We start from the raw sequence: 19036 nt of genomic DNA, 5'->3' as shown, positions 1-19036 counted from the left end.
GTTCCCTCAGGTTCGCAAAGCCCAACCGCCGTCTACGGTCAAGGTTTGACCCGTAAGCCATTGGTTATCAGAACTTCCCAATTGGAGGATCCATGGCACGATATCGCTTGTCAAACCACGACGCCCAAGAGGAACCTGAGCAGCCTCTTGTTCTTCGATCTGTTGTGCCATTTCGTCTGGTAATCCCATCATTCCCGTAAGCGCGCCACTTTTGACGGGACCGGGCGCAATCGCGTTTACACGAATGCCGTCACCGGCCAGTTCGATTGCCCAAGACTTGGTCAAACTTTCCAAAGCGGATTTGGTTGCCACGTAGTGGGCAATCATCGGCGCCGCGTTTTGGGCCGCAGCTGTACCGATATTCACAATGGCCCCTTTGCTTTCGCTCAGGGCGGTGCGCCCTGCCTTTACCAAAAGGGAAGGTGCCACGATATTCACCGAAGACATATTAGCGATGACATCCGCATCGTAACCAGCCATAGGGAGCGGTTGCCCCGCCCCTGAATTATTGACGATCAGGTCAAGGCGTCCCCAATTGTTGGTTGCTGCTTCGACGATCTGCATTCCGCTCTCTGCGTCTGCGCTGTCTGCTTGCAGTGTTTCTATCGCATCGCTCATAGCTGCCACTTCGGCAAGTTTGTCAGCGTTGCGCCCGGTGATCAGAACTTTCGCGCCCTGTGCAACAAGCTCAAGCGCCGTCGCCTTGCCAATACCGGAACTGCCGCCGGTCACAATTGCGACCTTGTTTTGCCAAATGTTATCTTGTGTCATGTCGTGTTCTTCCTGTCTGTAAATACATCATCACCTATGGTGAGCAGACAGCCTTAGCGGCCTAACACTAGTGTCAGGGTCAAGTCTGTTTTTGGGATATTATCAAATTTCATTTATGGACGAATGTTGAACTGGGCTGAGAGACTGGAGTTCACGCCTATGAACTAGTTCTAAAGCCGACCTTCGCCGCGCCCGCAAGCAAGATAGGGACATAAAATGCCGCCGATGTCTGCTTGGCGGGGGCAAAACGGGCATTGGTTTTGCTAGGGCAAATGTCCGCTTTTCACCTTCGTGGATGCTTGCAACGACAGCTAGGCAATCCCAAACTGCAAAGCAAAGGGGTCGTTTTTAGGGTCCCGCTGCCGCTCATATTCCGAATGGGTTGCCGAGAAGTCAGCTTGTTCCGCGCCGAGTAAATGCTCAATGACAGCAAGGCTCATATCCATTCCAGCAGACACGCCGGACGATGTGAAGTACGCCCCATCCTCGACCCAACGGGCCCGCCCTTGCCAGTCCACATTCGGGCCAAATTGGGTGACCCAATCAAAGTTCAGTTTGTTCGTCGTTGCGGCCCGCCCATCTAATAATCCAGCTTTCGCCAGAAACGCCGCTCCGGTGCAAACTGATAAGACGTGTTCAGACTTAGGCGCCATGTCTTGCAGCCAATTGAGAAGGCGATTGTTATCAATCTGATCCCACGTGCCCGGGCCCCCAGGGACCAATATGAGATCATACGACTGACAATCATCAAATGCATGTTCCACAGAGAGTTTCTGGCCATGCCTGCTGGTCACCAGGCCATGCTGCTCCGCAACAATGGAAATGCCAAAATGATCCGCCAGTGTTCCAAACATTTGCAGAGGTCCAAATAAATCGAGGGTCTCAAAACCGTCAAAAACCACCGCACCAATTGAACGAACCGCGCTCATGACTGACCTCGCACCGCGAGACAAACGGCCTGCTGACCGATAACTCGCCGGTCTGATGCGGGACTGTTCATTAAGTTTTCGCGCGAACGGATCGGGCGCGGCACAAAGTTTCCGCCGCAATTGGGGCAGGCACCGTCTAGATAGTTTTCAACACAGTTTGTGCAGAAAGTGCACTCGTAAGAACATATTCTGGCATCACGAGCACTTGGTGGCAGGTCTTTGTCGCAACATTCGCAATTGGGTTTAAGTAATAGCATCTGTAGACTCCTTTGGTTTTCCCTAGTGTAACGGTCATGTTTCTGTCATGAATGACAATATGACCTCGAATCCTGCCAAAACTGTTCTTTTTGTTGTCTTTCCCAATGTCAAACTCCTAGACTTGGCAGGGCCGATGCAGGTGTTTGCGGATACCTCTCTTGGATCGACTCACATCTACGACCTCGTGGTTGCATCATTGGACGGGGGTATGGTCTCTTCTGATGCCCATTTGCCCGTTGAAACGGTCGCCCTATCCAAACTGCGAAATTTGGACATCGACACGCTTATTGTTGCTGGGGGACCGGGAGCGTTTGCAGCCTCCGAAAACGCGAATCTTCGAGATGAGGTCCTGCACCTTGCTGCGAAAAGCAGGCGCGTTGGGTCCGTGTGCACAGGTGCATTTATATTAGCCAAATCCGGACTTTTGGACGGCCGTCGGGTGGTGACACATTGGGAATACTGCGATTTGCTTCACGATAGTTTTGATGAGGTGAGCGTTGAGGAGGACGCAATTTTTATTAACGATGGAAAGATCTGGACCTCGGCGGGCGTGACGGCAGGGATCGACATGAGCCTTGCGATGGTGACAGAAGATGTTGGACGGAAAGCAGCGTTGGCCGTCGCTCAATCACTGGTTTGTTATTTGGTACGTCCCGGCGGACAGTCCCAATTCAGCACCACCTTAAAGCAGCAATACCAAACCTCGACTGGTCGATTTGATGAATTGAATGCTTGGATTGCAGACAACTTGACGGCACCCCTTTCTGTCGATGATTTGGCCAATCAAGCGGCAATGAGCCCACGCCATTTTGCGCGTCTTTACACGGCCCAAACGGGGGCTACGCCTGCAAAGGCGGTGGAAGCGATCCGCTTGAAAGCAGCTTGTCTATTGTTAGAAGAAACAGACATGCCTCTGAGCATGATCGTGAAGCAGTGTGGTTTTGCTGACAGCGAAAGATTGCGCAGGGCACTGATGAGATCCTTCAAAGTTGCTCCAGGAGCATATCGGAAGAGGTTTGGTCAGGCTCAAACCGACTTCAAAAAGGCCATAAATTCAGAGTGATAAAGTGGTGGCAGTAACTGGAATGCCTTTCGTAAAAGCAGTCGTTACCAACCTGCGCAGCATCCGGCGCTTTGGGCTCATCGCCGGCCTTGACCGCGCCGAATACGAATCTCTGGTTTGTTTATTCGGTTCGTGGCAGCTTTGGGTGAAACCTCAGTGTTATCAACCGATCGCAATTAAAGCTGCCGAGGTGCGCAAAACAATCGGGCACACTATGCGCTGCCCGCTTGATCTCTTTAAAAGAAAATCGCGCCTATGCGTCGCCGGTGAACTTTGCGAGCAGTTCATCAAGGTCCAGTCCAAGCGTATCTAGAATGCGCAGATCCACACCTTTTTCTTCGATAAAGGTTTTTGCGGCGGATAAGTCTAGACCCTTGATCATTGACGCATCAATGCCTGCACAACCCAAGATATTCGCGGCAAAAAATATTTTGTTGTCGAAGAAACAGGAGCCCCTTGGTATAGAACGTGCCTGTCACCTATTTCAGGTGTTGACAGTCAGGCATCCCACTTGTTGACGTAGATCGCCCAGAATTGATGTCGCCATAGTTATAGGTGTTTTATCAACCAAATGGGCCAACGCCCGTACAGACTTCTGATGGGACAAGGAAAAGGCGGTAAGTTGTGAAACTATCGTCGTCGCCTTCTTGAAGGACACCCGAGGTACAGCGACCTTCAAAATTGTTCACAGAAATACCTTTGGTGTGAAAGAGAATTTCATCAGGGGTAAGATATTCGATCAAAACATCTGTGCCGCCGCATTCCAAACCACATTGTGACAGCTGGTATGGGTATGGATACTGGCCATCGCCACAAAACATGCTGTCTTCGAATGCTTGATCGGCAAGGCCTGTTTCACGGGTCACTGGCGTATCCGCGGTTTGGGCCTTGAAGTTGCCGGCCAAATAATCGCCCATATGGATCAATTCAAACCAAAACGTTAACTCTGAGACGGTTTGTTCAGGGTGGTCCGCCATATGCTCTGCACTATAAATACGTTGAAAGCAGGGTAGATCGTGGCCATTAGCCATTGCGAAGTTTGAATAGGCTAATGATATGGATGTTGCGATGGCTAGCGTTGTTGTGGATTTCATATTTATCTATTTTCATGGCCGACAGTGTAACAGGATCTAGGTGGCGCAGTTTGCGCCGCCTAGATCCTCTATAGGTCTACGCGTCGCCTGTGAACTTTGCGAGCAGTTCATCAAGGTCCAGCCCAAGCGTATCTAGAATGCTTAGATCGACACCTTTTTCTTCGATAAAGGTTTTTGCGGCGGATAGGTCTAGGCCCTTAAGCATTGACGCATCAATACCCGCGCCGCCCAGTGTTTCTGCCAAATCAAAATCACCACCGCCCAATGCGCCAGCGGCTTTGCCGATCATATCTCCGAAATCCATTTCAATCTCCATAGGTTATGTGCGCAAGGTTTGTGTCGCGCGGGAAAGAAAATGGGCGTCGGCCATATAGCCTACGCCCACCATTTATTTGATCAGTGACGCAACCAAAGCGGCTGTGTCTTCGGCAGTGATGCCAAATTCTTTGAACAAGCGGTCCGCCGGGGCAGAGGCACCAAAGCCGGGCATGCCGACAAAGCCTGCCTTTTTATTGTTGCCGCGCTCGCCCATCAGCCATTTATCCCAGCCCATACGCACACCTGCCTCGATTGCGACCCGGACAGGACCTGCAGGCAGTACTTTGCGGCGGTAGGCTTCGTCTTGGGCCTCAAACAGCTCCCAGCACGGCATGGACACAACGCGTGTACCGATGCCTTGTGCCTGTAGCAGGTCACGCGCGGCGAGTGCGATTTCGACTTCGGACCCTGTGGCCATCAAGATCGCCTGACGTTTGCCTTCGGCATCTGCAAGAACATAGGCGCCTTGCGCGGTCAGGTTCTTGGTTTTGTGTTCGGTCCGCACGGTTGGCAGATTCTGACGTGACAAGCACAGCACAGACGGGGTGCTGGTTGATGTCAGCGCCATTTCCCAAGCTTCAGCCGTTTCTACAGTGTCCGCAGGGCGGAACACATGGGTGTTTGGCGTCGCGCGCAGCATAGCCAGATGTTCAACTGGCTGGTGGGTTGGACCATCTTCACCAAGACCGATACTATCGTGGGTCATGACGTAAGTGGTTGGAATACCCATCAGCGCTGAAAGGCGCATTGCGCCGCGTGCATAATCGGTAAAGCACATGAATGTGCCGCCGTAGGGGCGTGCGCCACCGTGTAGCGCCATGCCGTTCATCGCAGCGGCCATGCCATGTTCACGTACGCCGTAATAGATGTAGCGGCCTTTGCGGTTGTCAGGGTTAAAGGTGCCCATATCTGCCGTCAGCGTGTTGTTTGACCCGGTCAAGTCAGCAGAGCCGCCGATGGTTTCTTGCATGAGCGGGTTCACAACGGCCAATGTCATTTCTGACGATTTGCGGGTCGCGACCTTTGGCTTGTCTTCGCTGACCTGCTTTTTCAATGCACGAATTGCAGCAGAGAGCTTTTTTGGGGCTTCGCCAGCGTAGGTGCGGTTGAATTCTGCCTGTTTTGTGCCTGATAGCGTGGCAAAGCGCGCATCCCAAGCTTCGCGGGTCGCTGCACCGCGTGCACCGATGGCTTCCCATGCGGCTTTGACGTCGGGTGCGACTTCAAAATCCCCCAATGGCGCACCGTAAAGTTCTTTGGCGGCTTTTAGTTGCTCGGCATTGGTCAAAGCGCCATGGCCTTTGGATGTGTCTTGTGCGGCGTGGCCCAAAGCGATGTGTGTTTTACACGCAATCATGGATGGGCGCGGATCTGCCTTGGCAGCGGTGATCGCTGCATCAATCGCAACGGGATCGTGCCCGTCGATTTCCTGCACGTGCCAGCCAGATGCTGCAAAGCGGGCAGGCTGGTCAGTGATATCAGCCATATCAACAGTGCCGTCGATGGTGATGTTGTTATTGTCCCAGAACACGCAAAGGTGGCCCAGCTTTTGCATGCCAGCAAGGCCGATGGCCTCTTGGCTGACGCCTTCCATCAGGCAGCCGTCGCCCGCAATCACATAGGTCTGGTGATCAATGATCTTTTTGCCCCACGTGGCGCGCTGAATTTCTTCGGCGATGGCAAAACCAACCGAATTGGCGATGCCTTGGCCCAAAGGACCTGTGGTGGTTTCGATACCGCGCGCATGGCCGTATTCAGGGTGACCGGCAGTTTTCGCGCCCCATTGGCGGAAATCTTTGATCTGTTGCAGCGTGATATCTTCGTAGCCCGTCAGGTACATCAGACCGTAAAGCAACATTGACCCGTGGCCCGCAGAGAGAATAAACCGATCACGGTCGGGCCATTCAGGGGTCTTTGGATCGAAATTCAAGTGATTTTCGAACAATACAGTCGCAACATCGGCCATGCCCATCGGCATGCCAGAGTGGCCAGAGTTCGCAGCAGCAACCGCATCAAGTGTCAGCGTACGAAGGGCGGCGGCTTTGTTCCAATGTTCAGGGTTGGCGGCGCGCAGGGCTTTGATATCCAAGGTGGTCACATCCTATTCAAAAGGTAAATGTCTTGCTTGCCTGCGTCATATCAGGGTGAAGCCTAAGATCAAGCGTGACAGTTAAGTCGTTCAAATGAAAAGACAGCTGTGATTTGCGACGCATCGCGTGATGGCATAGTCTGGGCTGCAAAAGGCACGATTCGGATTGGTAGCAATTTGACTGGATCAAATTTCAGCACGCACCGGGCGACTGAATACAAACGGTCTTTCGCCGTTGGCAGGACATGTGTTGACGCGCGAGCAGATCAAAAGGACGAGCAGATGAGTGAAATGAGTGCATTGGAAGGTCGGATTACAACGGCTTTGGACCGGATCAGGCAGGGGATTGAAACCCAGCAGGCCAGCGATGGCGACGCAGAATTGCGTGCGGCATTAGAAGCGGAGCGCGCGGCAAATGCAGAGCTGGTCGCGCGTGTCCGTGCGCTTAAAGAGCGCCAAGACACGCAGGTCGCCAGCCTGACAGACCGGGTTGAAAAACAACGTGCGCAACTGGTCGCATATGATGCGCAAATGCAGACGTTGCGGGCGTCGAATGTTCAAATGCGTGAAATCAATACAAAGCTGCGCGATGCGGTGACCGAAGGTTTGACCCCTGATCTGGTGAACGCCGCCGTTGCCGCAGAATTGCAAGCCATACAAGACCAGCGCAACGCAGAAGCCGCTGAAATTGATGCGATTTTGACAGAACTGAAACCGCTGGTCGAGGAGACATCCCATGCCGCAGGTTGAAATCACAATCGGAGGTCGCAGTTTTGAAGTTGCCTGTCAGACCGGTGAAGAACAGTTTTTGCATTCCGCTGCCGCCATGCTTGATACCGAAGCTGCGCATCTGTCGGGCCAGATTGGCCGGATGCCCGAAGCACGCATGCTGTTGATGGCGGGTCTGATGTTGGCAGATAAAACTGCAGGTCTCGAAGCCAAACTCGAAAAAAGTGCCGCTGAATTCGAAGAATTGCGCGCCCGGATCGCGTTTCTTGAGGCGCAACCCGCACCTGTCCCCGAACGTATCGAAGTGCCGGTGGTCCCGGCCAGCGTGACAGAAGCGCTTGCTGAAATCGCGGCCCGTGCAGAAGCGCTGGCAGATCAGGTTAGCCCGAAAACCTAACGCAATTACTTAGAAAAAATTGCCCCGAGGGTCCCGTCTCGGTGCATTTTTTTTATGGTGTCATAAGATCCGATTTCTTTGCCATGCACATAGACCACCGGCAGGCTGATTTCGGTGCCGTCTTCTGGAAATGCCAAATGCATGGTCGGGTCTTTGCTGACGTCAACCGTTTTGAAAGCGACGCCAACCTCTTGCAATAGGGCACGTGTCTTTGCGTCTGGGCTGGTCGTGTCGAATTCATTCAGATTGCGGACAAAAAGTGCGATATCATTGTAGGCAAGGATCCCTTTGACAAGGTTTTCTGCGCTTTCTTGGCTGTCGTAACTACTAGGCCGCGGTGTTTGTGGGCGTTCAATTTTCTTTAAATCGAATGCGGTATGACTCCTAGTGGTTCCGGAGCCGGGAAGCCAACTACTCAAAACTGCTTGTCGGCGTGACGACTTTTGAATTTGATCATTAAATGCGTCATAATCAAGCGATTCAGTGCCAATTGATCGATATGCGCCCGATGGGGGCGAAATCATCTTCCATAACTTTAAAGCCCCCCAAACCAAAGTCGCGGCAATAATTGCGATCACACATAGCCAAGCGATTTGATCTGGGGTCATATTTGGCCTGTTTACGCGTTGGCTTCGCGGATTTGGTCCGCCGCGTTTTTGTCGAATGCTACGCCATTGTCAGCGAACAATGTGTCCAACTCGCCTGACAGCATCATCTCGGTGATGATGTCGCATCCGCCGACAAATTCGCCTTTGACGTAAAGCTGTGGGATGGTCGGCCAATCAGAGAAATCTTTGATACCTTGGCGAATTTCTTCGTCGGCCAGCACATTCACATCGCTGTAATCGACGCTCATAAAGTTCAAAACACCAGCCACGCGGGATGAAAACCCACATTGCGGCATGGTTTTTGTGCCCTTCATAAATAGGACAACATCGTTGTTTGTGACGGTGTCTTTGATTTGGGTTTCAGCGGTCATGGATTTTATCCTTTGATGGGGCCCAAAATATAGCGATCTCGGGCTGCAAATTTTACGGTAGACAGGGTTTACGCAGGCGCTTTGGTGGTCAGCGCCAAAGCGTGCAGTTCACCGCTGTCGATTTTTTCTTTCAGCGTCGCGTTTACCGCGCGTTGCTGTTGAATACGGTTCATACCGCGAAAGCTTTCGTCAATGACTTCGGCCGCGAAATGCGCCCCGTCGTCGCCTTGCACGGTAATCGTCGCATTGGGAAAGTTTTTGCGCAGCAGCGTTTCAATGTCAGTGGCAGTGATTGGCATAAGAGGTCCTTTGGTCGGTTACCTATAATCTAGGTGCGCAAATTCGGGGCGGCAAGGGGCCGCGCCCGACAGTTTTAGGCGACAGCATCTGCAAACGCGCTGCGAAATGATGTGGCAAGATCGGCCAATGCGGCCTCATGCGCGCCAAAGCTCACAGTTTCGCCGCCGACCTTACCCACCATAGTAAGCGGTACGCCTGCTTCTGATGCTGCGATCATAAGCGCTTCGGCCATGTCAAAGTTACACCCGATCAGGTAGCGAGCTTGATCTTCACCAAACAAAGTGGCGGTGTCATCGGCGTCAATGCTGATCCCAACGCCCGCTTTTTCGGCCAATTCAAATGCGGCAAGCGCCAGCCCACCATCGCTGAGATCGGTGCACGCGGTGATCATCGCGTGATTTTCGCGGATGAAATCACCGTTGCGCTTTTCCGCGTCCAGATCGACTGCGGGTGCGTCGCCTTCGATCCGGCCAAAGGCTTCGGCCAAAAGCGCGGATTGCCCGAGATGGCCCACTGTTTCACCGACCAGCAGCAAAACATGGCCCTCGCGAATTTGGCCGTTGATCATATCATCGGACTGACGAATGATTCCAACCGCCCCGATTGTAGGGGTGGGCAAGATGCCAGTGCCATCAGTTTCATTATATAGGGAGACGTTGCCCGACACGATCGGCATATCAAGCGCGGTCACAGCGGCGCCGATGCCTTCGATGGCACCGACAAATTGGCCCATGATTTCGGGCTTTTCTGGGTTGCCAAAGTTCATGTTGTCGGTGGTCGCAAGCGGGGTTGCTCCGACAGCTGTCAGGTTGCGGTAGGCTTCGGCGACGGCTTGTTTGCCGCCTTCAACTGGGTTGGCTTTGACGTAGCGCGGGGTCACATCACTGGTGAAGGCCAGTGATTTATCGGTCCCGTGGATACGCACAATGCCGGATCCTGCGCCGGGCGTGCGGGCAGTATCACCCATGACCTGTTGATCATATTGTTCATAGACCCACTGTTTGCCGGCGTAGTTTGGGCTGTTGATCAGCGCCTTAAGACCATCAATCGGGTTCACTTCTGGCACGTCTGTCAGCGGTTCGGCCGCCGGGGTAGGTATCCAGGGGCGGTCATATTCTGGAGCCGATCCAGACAGGGTCGCCAGCGGCAGATCGGCTTTCACTTCACCATTATGCAGCACGACAAATCGGTCTTCGGCGATGGTTTCACCCACAATCGCAAAATCAAGATCCCATTTTTCGAATACGGCCCGCGCTTCGGCTTCGAGTTCAGGCTTGAGCACCATCAGCATACGCTCTTGCGATTCTGATAGCATCATCTCATAGGCGGTCATGTTCTCTTCGCGCTGGGGGACGTTTTCAAGGGTCAGCTTGACGCCAAGCCCACCTTTGTCGCCCATTTCAACGGCAGAGCAGGTGAGGCCAGCTGCGCCCATGTCTTGGATCGAAATCACAGCTCCGGTGGCCATCAGTTCTAGCGTCGCTTCCATCAGGCGCTTTTCGGTGAATGGATCACCAACTTGCACGGTGGGGCGTTTTTCTTCGATTGTATCGTCGAATTCAGCCGAAGCCATTGTCGCGCCGCCAACACCGTCACGCCCGGTTTTCGCGCCGAGATACACGACAGGCATCCCAATACCGGATGCAGCCGAATAGAAAATCTTGTCCGTATCGGCCAACCCAGCCGCAAAAGCGTTCACAAGGCAGTTGCCATTATACGCAGGGTCGAACCGCACTTCGCCGCCAACCATCGGCACGCCAAAGCAGTTGCCGTAACCGCCCACACCGGCGACAACGCCGTTCACAAGCTGACGTGTTTTGGGATGTTCAGGATGGCCAAACGAAAGCGAGTTCATTGCCGCAATGGGCCGCGCACCCATGGTGAAAACATCGCGTAGAATGCCGCCAACACCTGTGGCGGCACCTTGGTAAGGTTCGATGTAAGAAGGGTGGTTGTGGCTTTCCATTTTGAAAACAACCGCTTGGCCGTCGCCAATATCGACAATGCCTGCGTTCTCACCGGGGCCGCAGATGACCTGTGGGCCTTCGGTAGGCAGGGTGCGTAGCCATTTCTTAGAAGATTTGTAGGAACAATGCTCGTTCCACATGGCCGAAAAAATGCCCAGCTCTGTGAAAGTTGGCTCGCGGCCAATGATCTCGAGGATGCGGGCGTATTCATCGGGGCTGAGCCCGTGTGAAGCGATCAGGTCATCGGTGATCATCGGTTCGGTCATGGTCGTCTCCCAAGCAGCGTTGCGGCCTTGTAAGGCCTTGTTGCGCTGGTTGGAAGGGGCAACAGCGCAACAAGTGCAAGGGAAACTAAAGCTGTCTTAGCTAAGGTGATCTAGCAGTTCGACTTGGTCGTGTTGCAACATCAGTTGATGATTGCTGAATGCGCGCATCGCTGCTTGAAACCTTAGGGTGTTATAGGGGGCGCCGAAGCTATCAACTGGCGATACACGTACCACGACCTGTTCCCCTGATTGGCTTTCAATGGCCGTTACCATTCCTACAAGCACCGCATCTTTGGTCCAAACCGACGACCCAACAATGCTGATGGTGTCACCATCAATTTCAGGAAGAATAACTTCGGGGTCAACTCCAGCGACATCTGTTCCAACGCCGGTACCAGAACCACCGTCGCCAGTTCCTCCGCTACCACCATCGGCTATATCAGTGCCGCCATCGCCAGTGCCGCCGCCAACATCGACACCAACGCCCCCACTGCCAGATCCCACACTTACATCGGCACTTACACCCTCTCCTCCGCCAACGTTGACATCGGCGCTTACACCGCTGCTGCCACCTACAGAGACTGATGCAGTGCTACCGTGCCCAACGCTCACTGACGCTCCGCCTACGTCTATTTTGAGAGCATAGGCAGGGGCGGTGATCGGAAGGAGGAGAGCAATTGCTGCGATACGTGTTGTTCTTGGAGTAAGCATTTCTGTACCTTTCTTGACTAATCAAACCGGACGTCCCAGCGATGAAACATGATCTGCAACATGCTGGTTGCTTCGAGTGTGCGCCTCGGTTGCGTCAAAGTGAAGCACATTTTAGCAATTAGGGGGATGTTAGCGCTACGTCTACCAACCCTTAGGTTGCGCTCGTGGCTGTGGTGCGAATTTTTGTTAAAATTTTCATTACCCTAAGGAACGTGCAGAAATTTACGTAAGCAGCGGTATGCTTTGCTCTACCGCAACTTGAATGTGGCGAAAATTTGTCTGTTTGTTGCTTCTTTGGGGGTAATGTTGTTTTGGGGGTTGTTTTGTTTGCGCGTCGCGTTGATGGGGGTGATTCGAAACCTGATCAAGTTTTGCGTTCAATATCCGAGATGCCAGCGGGAAGTCTGTGGATATTGTCGTGTAGGCAAAAAAGTGCCGGGCACAGGGCCCGGCGAAGTCCAACAGGGAGGTGAAAGCGATGAGCGTGTAAGCATCTTCGCCTTCAAGGGGTCAAATAGGGCGTAAATTTTACGCAATCAAGGAAAAATACCTGCATTTAACGCAATGCCGTCATGCGTTGGTCGCATGGCCTTGGCTTTAGCTGGAATTTTGAGGGCTTACCGTTCCAAGTCGAGCGTCAAGCCAAAGACTAAAATGACATCTGAATGGGCTTTTCCTGAGGGGCCGCCGATTAATCCTCGGCCGGGCATGGCTTGAACATAGAACGGGCCGCATTCCGTATGCAGGCGCCCGACGGGGATCCAGCCATTATATTGGTACTGCACTGTGTCGCTTAGCTCGGGGTAATGTGCCGTGCCAATGAAGCCGGCAGCGCTGCAATGGTCCCCCTGCCAAAAATCTCGGGATACCGTCACAAACGCCGCGGTATTGCGAAAACTATTGCGCAAGGAGCCTGCGGTGATATCGGCCCAGCCGCCGTTCCAAGTCAGTGCGAAACCAGGGTTGATTTCGTTTAAATCGACGTCCATTTCGTTGTTTACATGGCGGCTGCCAAGCGGGACGCGAATTTCGTCGGGGATAATGTCCCATCCCCAAAGCTGCGAAGGCAGCAACATACAGGCCGCGAAGGCGGCGCTTTTAAACAGTTTCATCGTTAACATCCATTAAACACGCACGGCGATATGGGCGCACAATGAAGTGCTGAAAAATTGTCTGTGCTAGGTTACTCGTGACGCGATGCCCAACATGGGCGTAGGATAGATTTACAGCGAACTGACGTTCTAGCCAACAAAATGTTTAACAAATGGTAAACGTCTGCAGGCAGACGTTAGTCGCCGCGAATATTAACCAAGGTATTGTTATCGTATGGAAACCCGCGTGAACGCCGTTAAGTGGATTCATTCGCCGTTTGCGTGGTTTCGCGCAATTGGCGGCGGTGGGCAAAGATTTCATCTTGGACAAAATCACGGAATGCGCTGATCCGCTGTGATTGTCGCAGCTCTTCTGGGTAGGCCAGAAAGACGGGGACTTCACCACTTTCTAAATCGGGCAAAATACGGACCAGTTGCGGGAACCCTTCGACAAGGTAATCCGGCAAAACGCCAACCCCAAGGTTATTCACAACCCCTTGCCAAACGCCAAAATAGTTATTCACGGTGAAAAGGCTATGCACATCATATGTCATCAGATGCTGCACCAATGTGGCGCCTGCATTCACTTGGGTTGAATTGGGGCTTTGGCAAATCAAACGGTGGTTTGCGATATCCTCAATATCATTGAGCATCCCGTTTTTCGCGATGTAGTCTTCGGAGGCGTAAAGCCGCATGCGCACCGACATCAACCGTTTGCGGATCAGATCGGCTTGAGACGGCTCTTTCATCCGGATGGCGACATCCGCCTCGCGCATGGGCAGGTCAAGAACACGTTCTTCGAGCATCAGGTCGATTTTTAGATCAGGATATTTCTCGTATAGCTTTGGCAGGCGTGGGGCCAACCACATTGTTCCAAACCCGGTGGTCGTTGTGACGCGCAGTTCGCCAAAGACTTCTTCTTCACTGTCTTTGATGCGGGCCTCGGCTGCTTCTAGCCGCTTGTTCATAGATTTGGTTGCGTCAAACAGCAGTTCACCCTGCTCTGTCAGGATCAGCCCGCGCGCGTGGCGATGAAATAAGGTCGTGTTGAGCGATTCTTCGAGCGCGCGGATTTGGCGACTGACCGCAGATTGGGACAGGTGCAACGTGTCGCCCGCGTGGGTCAATGACCCTGCATCCGCGACCGCGTGGAAAATCCGTAGTTTATCCCAATCCATACTCGCCTACTTGCTTTTGACCTAAGGTAATTACCCTACCAACCTACGCTATTGCCCTAGCGGGTTGCAAACTGATCGCGGCCCAATTCAGGCCAAATACCCGCCATATTCGAAGAAATCAGCGGGTTCATGCGCAAATACCCCGCGATTGGCGCATAGATGAGCGATTTTGAGAGCCGCATTGCGTCCTGTATGCAAATTGTCATTTTTTTGTTGCCGCGATGTGCTAATCTGAGCGCCAGTGAAATCACGGGCCAGATAAATATGTCTAAACTTGAACGCCAAGTCGCGCGCAATATTTCCTATGCGACCTCTGTCAAAGGGCGCAGTGGCCGTGTCCTTGTCCGCGCGATGGAGAATGCGACGGGGCGGTTTTCACTTATTCGGCGCGCGCGTGGTTACGGCGATGATGTTGCGGCGGGCCAAGACTTCTGGGACGTGATCGTCGCACGTTACGGGCTCGAGCTTGATATCATCGCAGGCGCGCTTGAAAATATTCCAGATTCCGGTCCCGTCGTGGTGGTCAGTAATCATCCCTACGGTATTCTGGATGGATTGATGATGGGGCGTATTCTATCGCAACGCCGTTCAGGAGATTTCCGTGTTCTTGCACATGAGATTTTTCAGCGTGCGCCTGATCTGAAACGGGTGATCTTACCGATCTCATTTACGCAATCTAAAGAAGCCGCCAAGTTGAACCTTGAAACACGTGCTGCGGCGGTCAGCTATCTATCGCAGGGCGGTGCGATTGGCGTGTTCCCCGGCGGTACTGTGTCGACTTCTGCGACCCCGTTTTCGGCCCCGCTTGATCCGGGTTGGCGTACGTTCACCGCGAAAATGATCTCAAAATCGGGAGCGACAGTCGTTCCGATTTTCTTTGAAGGCCGCAACAGCCGGTTTTTCCAACTGGCGAGCCATATCCATGCCAATTTGCGTCTTGGGCTGCTGATCCGTGAATTCCGCAAACGGGTGAATAAACCCGTGCGTATCGTCATCGGAGAGCCGATCACGCCGGACACATTAGCGGCCTACAAAAAAGACCCCAAAGCATGCATGGATTTCTTGCGCAAAGCCACGTATGACCTAAGCCCAAGCCCGATTGATGCAAGTCAGTACGGGCATGAGTTTGAAGAAATACATAAGGTGCGAGATGGCGGTCGGGATATTCGATAGCGGTTTAGGTGGGCTGACAGTTTTGGACGCTGTCGCGAAACGCCTGCCTGATGTGCCCCTTGTTTATTTGGGGGATAGCGCGCATGCGCCTTACGGTGTGCGCACGCCAGATGATATTTACAACCTAACCACATCTGCGACCCAACGGCTGTTTGACGAAGGTTGCGATCTGGTGATCTTGGCCTGCAACACTGCCTCTGCGGCGGCGCTGCGGCGGATGCAAGAAAATTGGGTACCCCAAGGCAAACGTGTGCTTGGTGTATTCGTGCCAATGATCGAGGCCCTGACCGAACGGCAATGGGGTGATAATTCGCCACCACGCGAAGTTGCGGCCAAACATGTGGCACTTTTTGCAACCCCCGCGACAGTAGCCAGCCGTGCGTTCCAACGTGAATTAGCGTTCCGGGCCGTTGGCGTTGATGTCGAGGCACAGGCCTGCGGCGGGGTTGTTGATGCGATCGAAGATGGGGATATGATCCTTGCGGATGCGCTGGTGCGCAGCCATGTGGATGCGTTGATGCGCAAAATGCCGCAACCAGATGCGGCCATTCTTGGCTGCACCCATTACCCGCTGATGGAGACAGAGTTTCAGGCCGCGCTTGGCCCTGACGTCAAAGTCTTCAGCCAAGCCAATCTGGTTGCCGAAAGCCTTGCTGATTATCTGGCGCGGCGTCCTGAAATGGTCGGCCCGGGTTTGGAATCGGCGTTTTTGACAACGGGAGATCCTGTTAAGGTCTCTGCCCGCGCGACACAGTTCCTGCGACGACAAATCACATTTACCGCAGCCTGAACTTACCCCATTTCCATCCCAAAGGGATAAAACTATGACACATAACGTCGCCATTCTTGGCGCTTCTGGTTACACTGGTGCTGAATTGGTCCGGTTGATTGCCACACATCCAAGCCTGAACATCGTCGGGCTTTCTGGGAACTCAAAGGCGGGCATGGCCATGGCCGATGTGTTTCCACATCTGCGGCATTTGGACTTGCCCGTCCTGACGACCATCGAAGATATGTCTTTTGACGGGGTCGATCTGGTGTTTTGCGGTTTGCCGCATGCGACGTCGCAAGCGGTGATTTCAAAATTGCCGATGCATTTGAAAATCGTGGATCTTTCCGCTGACTTCCGGCTGCGCGATCCTGATGCCTATGAAAAATGGTACGGCAAGCCCCATGCCGCTGTTGAAATGCAAAAAGAGGCCGTTTACGGGCTAACCGAATTTTACCGTGAAGATATTAAAACCGCGCGGCTTGTTGCTGGTACGGGCTGTAACGCCGCGACCGGGCAATATGTGCTGCGGCCACTGATTGCTGCGGGGGTGATTGATCTTGATCAGATCGTAATGAACCTGCTGGCAGCCGTATCTGGGGCAGGGCGCAGCCTAAAAGAAAACCTGCTGCACGCAGAGCTGTCCGAGGGTGCGCATGGCTATGCCGTGGGCGGCACACACCGGCATTTAGGCGAATTTGATCAAGAGTTTAGCGCAATCGCTGGCCGCCCTGTGCATATCCAGTTCACACCGCATTTGATCCCGGCCAACCGGGGAATTTTGGCGACGACATATGTGCAAGGTGAACCGCAGGTGATCTTTGACACATTGAACACCGCCTATGCGGATGAACCATTTATCGAGATGCTGCCAATGGGGCAGGCACCGTCGATCAAACATATCAGGGCATCGAATTTTTGCCACATTGGTGTGACGGCAGACCGGATTGCAGGGCGTGCGATTGTGATTGCAGCCTTGGATAACCTGACCAAAGGGTCGTCTGGGCAGGCGCTGCAAAATGCAAACCTCATGCTAGGTTTGCCCGAAACGGAGGGGCTGATGATGGCACCGGTGTTCCCATGAGCGGGCTGAAGAATCTCAAAAAGCGACGGCGCATTCAGGTGACCGGCATCGCCGGGGCCTGTGTCGGGGCGATACTGACGGCACTTTGGTTTTTGCCTGAAGACAGCTTTCAGTACTTCCGCTCACCCAGTGAAGTTTCCGCCGCACCGCCCGCCCCGAACGAATTATTCCGGCTCGGCGGGTTGGTTGAAACGGGATCGCTTGTGCGCGGTCAAGGGCAAGAAATCACCTTTGCGGTGACGGATGGCGGCGCTGTGATCAATGTGGCCTACACTGGTATCTTACCTGATCTTTTCGCCGAGGGTCAGGGCGTCGTTGGGCAAGGTCATTACATTAACGGAACCTTCGAAGCTGTTGAAATTCTTGCTAAACACGATGAGACTTATATGCCTAAAGAAGTCATTGATGCGCTCAAGGATCAGGGCACCTATGTTGCACCGGACGGTGCAGACGCGACACATTAACCTCTCTCAGGCAGCCTTCATGTCACGCAGACATGAGGGCCACCGATGCAATCCATTACACAAATCGCCAGTGAAATTGTCGCCCGCGAGGGTGGCTATGTAAACGACCCCGACGATCCCGGCGGTGCCACGAATTATGGTGTGACGATCCACACGATGCGAAGGCTCGGCATGGATTTGACCGGGGACAATCAGGTGACAGAAGATGATGTGCGGGTACTGACCCGCGCCCATGCCGTATCAATATTCGTCGAACATTATTTCCGCGCGCCCAAGATCGACAAGCTGCCAGAACCGTTACATGCGACGGTTTTTGATATGTATGTGAACGCGGGCGCCCATGCAGTGCGGATATTGCAACGGCTGCTCAATGAGATGCGGATCGCGGTAACAGTGGATGGGCAGATCGGGCCACAGACGATTGCTGCAACTGAAAAAGCGCTCGCGGCTGCGCCAAGTCATATGGTTGATGCATACGGGATTGCGCGCCGCAATTATTACTATGATTTGGCGGCGCGGCGTCCCGCCAGCCGTAATTATGCACGCAGACGTGACGGTGGCAAAGGTGGCTGGATCACCCGCGCTGAAGAATTCATAGACCCGCGTTATCATCTGACGGAAACACAACATAAACAAAGGGTTGAACAATGGGGTTGGTGACAGGAATCATGGGTTTCTTATTCGGCGATGGGCGCAATGTGATCGCGGATACCGCCGAAGTTTTCCGCGAAAACGCCGAAAACGGGGCTATCCGGGCCGCAGACGCGAAATCGCAAAGCCTGCAACAATTCGCCGCCGAATTTGTGCATCCGCGCAGGGGGCTTTTTGATCGCTTGGTCGATGGGCTCAACCGTTTACCGCGCCCAATGTTGGCGCTTGGCACAATTTGGATGTTCATCGCGGCGTTGCGCCGACCTGATGAATTCATCAAGGGTATGGAAGGGCTTGCACTGGTGCCTGAACCGCTGTGGTGGTTGATGGGGGCGATTGTGAGCTTCTATTTTGGGGCGCGCCATCAGGCCAAAGAACAAGATTTCCAGCGTGCCGTGGCAGGAACCGTTGCAGCAGTTCAGGCGCATAAAATCCCCATAAGTGACAACCCCGCCTTGGATGATTGGCAGGCGCAGAATGGATAGGAGTTGGTTTGACAAGGTCGAACAACGGCTTGGTTTGATTGAAACGCGCAACGCTGTGGATGAGGTGCACCGCGACAATGTCGCGGACCGTCTTGGCGCGATTGAGGACACGCTCAAATGGCTCGTGCGTTTGATTATAGGTGGGTTTTTGATGGGGGCGTTAACCTATGCGCTGCAGGGCGGCTTTCGGATGTGATGTGTCGCGTCAATTTGTATCGGTGAAATATCCGTGTGCCCATGTCGCACCGTCGAAATTTGGGCTAAGACTGC

Annotated in this window: 25 protein-coding genes; 10 read left to right on the top strand and 15 right to left on the bottom strand. The window is 53.4% G+C overall.

Annotated elements, in window-relative coordinates:
- Nucleotides 1-6 precede the first annotated feature (6 nt).
- From DS901_RS05905 to DS901_RS05895, 3 genes are all read right to left on the bottom strand, one after another.
- Nucleotides 7-771, bottom strand: a complete 765-nt coding sequence (locus DS901_RS05905; RefSeq protein ID WP_113776005.1) for an SDR family NAD(P)-dependent oxidoreductase — start codon at nucleotides 769-771, stop codon at nucleotides 7-9.
- 311 nt (nucleotides 772-1082) lie between these two features.
- Nucleotides 1083-1700, bottom strand: coding sequence for a DJ-1/PfpI family protein (locus tag DS901_RS05900; RefSeq protein ID WP_113776004.1), 618 nt, complete (start codon nucleotides 1698-1700; stop codon nucleotides 1083-1085).
- A complete protein-coding gene (locus tag DS901_RS05895; protein ID WP_113776003.1) occupies nucleotides 1697-1957 on the bottom strand; it encodes a DUF1272 domain-containing protein in 261 nt (86 codons plus the stop codon). The genes DS901_RS05900 and DS901_RS05895 overlap by 4 nt, the downstream gene beginning before the upstream one ends.
- Nucleotides 1958-2004: 47 nt before the next feature.
- On the opposite strand from DS901_RS05895, the gene DS901_RS05890 reads away from it, so the two are divergent.
- Nucleotides 2005-3021: a GlxA family transcriptional regulator gene (locus DS901_RS05890; protein ID WP_220150218.1), complete on the top strand. Its 1017-nt coding sequence runs from the start codon at nucleotides 2005-2007 to the stop codon at nucleotides 3019-3021.
- Nucleotides 3022-3274: 253 nt separating this feature from the next.
- Here DS901_RS05890 and DS901_RS18955 read toward each other — a convergent pair whose 3' ends face one another.
- The 4 genes from DS901_RS18955 to tkt form a co-directional block, all read right to left on the bottom strand.
- Nucleotides 3275-3403, bottom strand: a complete 129-nt coding sequence (locus DS901_RS18955) for a hypothetical protein (RefSeq protein WP_258546661.1) — start codon at nucleotides 3401-3403, stop codon at nucleotides 3275-3277.
- A 181-nt stretch (nucleotides 3404-3584) separates the two neighbouring features.
- Nucleotides 3585-4115 carry a hypothetical protein gene (locus tag DS901_RS05885; RefSeq protein ID WP_147249862.1) on the bottom strand — a complete coding sequence of 177 codons (531 nt, stop codon included), beginning with the start codon at nucleotides 4113-4115 and terminating at the stop codon, nucleotides 3585-3587.
- A 76-nt stretch (nucleotides 4116-4191) separates the two neighbouring features.
- On the bottom strand, nucleotides 4192-4419 hold the full coding sequence (locus DS901_RS05880) for a hypothetical protein (RefSeq protein ID WP_147249861.1): 228 nt from the start codon (nucleotides 4417-4419) through the stop codon (nucleotides 4192-4194).
- An 84-nt stretch (nucleotides 4420-4503) separates the two neighbouring features.
- On the bottom strand, nucleotides 4504-6522 hold the full coding sequence (gene tkt, locus DS901_RS05875) for a transketolase (protein WP_113776143.1): 2019 nt from the start codon (nucleotides 6520-6522) through the stop codon (nucleotides 4504-4506).
- 282 nt (nucleotides 6523-6804) lie between these two features.
- On the opposite strand from tkt, the gene DS901_RS05870 reads away from it, so the two are divergent.
- Both DS901_RS05870 and DS901_RS05865 read left to right on the top strand, forming a co-directional pair.
- Nucleotides 6805-7272, top strand: a complete 468-nt coding sequence (locus DS901_RS05870; RefSeq protein ID WP_113776142.1) for a hypothetical protein — start codon at nucleotides 6805-6807, stop codon at nucleotides 7270-7272.
- Entirely contained in the window at nucleotides 7259-7648 is a 390-nt protein-coding gene (locus DS901_RS05865) for a cell division protein ZapA (protein WP_113776000.1), read from the top strand. The genes DS901_RS05870 and DS901_RS05865 overlap by 14 nt, the downstream gene beginning before the upstream one ends.
- A gap of 5 nt (nucleotides 7649-7653) precedes the next feature.
- On the opposite strand, the gene DS901_RS05860 is transcribed toward DS901_RS05865, so the two are convergent.
- The 8 genes from DS901_RS05860 to DS901_RS18950 all read right to left on the bottom strand — a co-directional run bounded on the left by DS901_RS05860 (nucleotide 7654) and on the right by DS901_RS18950 (nucleotide 14322).
- The gene (locus tag DS901_RS05860) at nucleotides 7654-8256 is read right to left on the bottom strand and encodes a glutaredoxin domain-containing protein (protein WP_113775999.1); all 603 of its coding nucleotides are present in this window, start codon (nucleotides 8254-8256) and stop codon (nucleotides 7654-7656) included.
- Nucleotides 8257-8267: 11 nt separating this feature from the next.
- Nucleotides 8268-8627, bottom strand: a complete 360-nt coding sequence (grxD, locus tag DS901_RS05855; protein ID WP_113775998.1) for a Grx4 family monothiol glutaredoxin — start codon at nucleotides 8625-8627, stop codon at nucleotides 8268-8270.
- Nucleotides 8628-8695: 68 nt separating this feature from the next.
- The gene (locus tag DS901_RS05850) at nucleotides 8696-8926 is read right to left on the bottom strand and encodes a BolA family protein (RefSeq protein ID WP_113775997.1); all 231 of its coding nucleotides are present in this window, start codon (nucleotides 8924-8926) and stop codon (nucleotides 8696-8698) included.
- Between the two features lie 74 nt (nucleotides 8927-9000).
- Complete coding sequence (gene purL / locus DS901_RS05845) at nucleotides 9001-11160, bottom strand: phosphoribosylformylglycinamidine synthase subunit PurL (protein WP_113775996.1); 2160 nt, start codon at nucleotides 11158-11160, stop codon at nucleotides 9001-9003.
- A gap of 96 nt (nucleotides 11161-11256) precedes the next feature.
- Nucleotides 11257-11871, bottom strand: coding sequence for a hypothetical protein (locus DS901_RS05840; RefSeq protein ID WP_147249860.1), 615 nt, complete (start codon nucleotides 11869-11871; stop codon nucleotides 11257-11259).
- Between the two features lie 617 nt (nucleotides 11872-12488).
- Nucleotides 12489-12983, bottom strand: coding sequence for a hypothetical protein (locus DS901_RS05830; RefSeq protein ID WP_113775993.1), 495 nt, complete (start codon nucleotides 12981-12983; stop codon nucleotides 12489-12491).
- 236 nt (nucleotides 12984-13219) lie between these two features.
- Nucleotides 13220-14140 (bottom strand): LysR family transcriptional regulator, encoded by a 921-nt coding sequence (locus DS901_RS05825; protein ID WP_113775992.1) that lies wholly within the window; start codon nucleotides 14138-14140, stop codon nucleotides 13220-13222.
- 56 nt (nucleotides 14141-14196) lie between these two features.
- A complete protein-coding gene (locus DS901_RS18950; protein WP_258546660.1) occupies nucleotides 14197-14322 on the bottom strand; it encodes a hypothetical protein in 126 nt (41 codons plus the stop codon).
- A gap of 82 nt (nucleotides 14323-14404) precedes the next feature.
- Between DS901_RS18950 and DS901_RS05820 the strand changes: the two genes are divergently transcribed.
- Genes DS901_RS05820 through DS901_RS05790 form a run of 7 tightly spaced genes read left to right on the top strand, consistent with a single transcriptional unit; the run spans nucleotide 14405 to nucleotide 18962 of the window.
- The gene (locus tag DS901_RS05820; protein WP_113776141.1) at nucleotides 14405-15313 is read left to right on the top strand and encodes a lysophospholipid acyltransferase family protein; all 909 of its coding nucleotides are present in this window, start codon (nucleotides 14405-14407) and stop codon (nucleotides 15311-15313) included.
- Entirely contained in the window at nucleotides 15291-16103 is an 813-nt protein-coding gene (locus tag DS901_RS05815) for a glutamate racemase (RefSeq protein ID WP_113775991.1), read from the top strand. Before DS901_RS05820 ends, DS901_RS05815 begins: the two co-directional genes overlap by 23 nt.
- A gap of 34 nt (nucleotides 16104-16137) precedes the next feature.
- On the top strand, nucleotides 16138-17166 hold the full coding sequence (gene argC / locus DS901_RS05810; protein WP_113775990.1) for an N-acetyl-gamma-glutamyl-phosphate reductase: 1029 nt from the start codon (nucleotides 16138-16140) through the stop codon (nucleotides 17164-17166).
- Complete coding sequence (gene ccmE / locus DS901_RS05805) at nucleotides 17163-17630, top strand: cytochrome c maturation protein CcmE (protein ID WP_113775989.1); 468 nt, start codon at nucleotides 17163-17165, stop codon at nucleotides 17628-17630. The genes argC and ccmE overlap by 4 nt, the downstream gene beginning before the upstream one ends.
- A 45-nt stretch (nucleotides 17631-17675) precedes the next feature.
- A complete protein-coding gene (locus DS901_RS05800; protein WP_113775988.1) occupies nucleotides 17676-18290 on the top strand; it encodes a holin-associated N-acetylmuramidase in 615 nt (204 codons plus the stop codon).
- The gene (locus DS901_RS05795) at nucleotides 18278-18766 is read left to right on the top strand and encodes a holin family protein (protein WP_113775987.1); all 489 of its coding nucleotides are present in this window, start codon (nucleotides 18278-18280) and stop codon (nucleotides 18764-18766) included. Before DS901_RS05800 ends, DS901_RS05795 begins: the two co-directional genes overlap by 13 nt.
- Complete coding sequence (locus tag DS901_RS05790) at nucleotides 18759-18962, top strand: hemolysin XhlA family protein (RefSeq protein WP_113775986.1); 204 nt, start codon at nucleotides 18759-18761, stop codon at nucleotides 18960-18962. Before DS901_RS05795 ends, DS901_RS05790 begins: the two co-directional genes overlap by 8 nt.
- Nucleotides 18963-19036: the final 74 nt, after the last annotated feature.

Source organism: Loktanella sp. D2R18, assembly GCF_003318235.1.
In the GTDB taxonomy this organism is placed as follows: Bacteria; Pseudomonadota; Alphaproteobacteria; order Rhodobacterales; family Rhodobacteraceae; genus Yoonia.
Note: the sequence above shows the minus strand (reverse complement) of the source record. Positions and strands in the feature narration are given on the sequence as shown.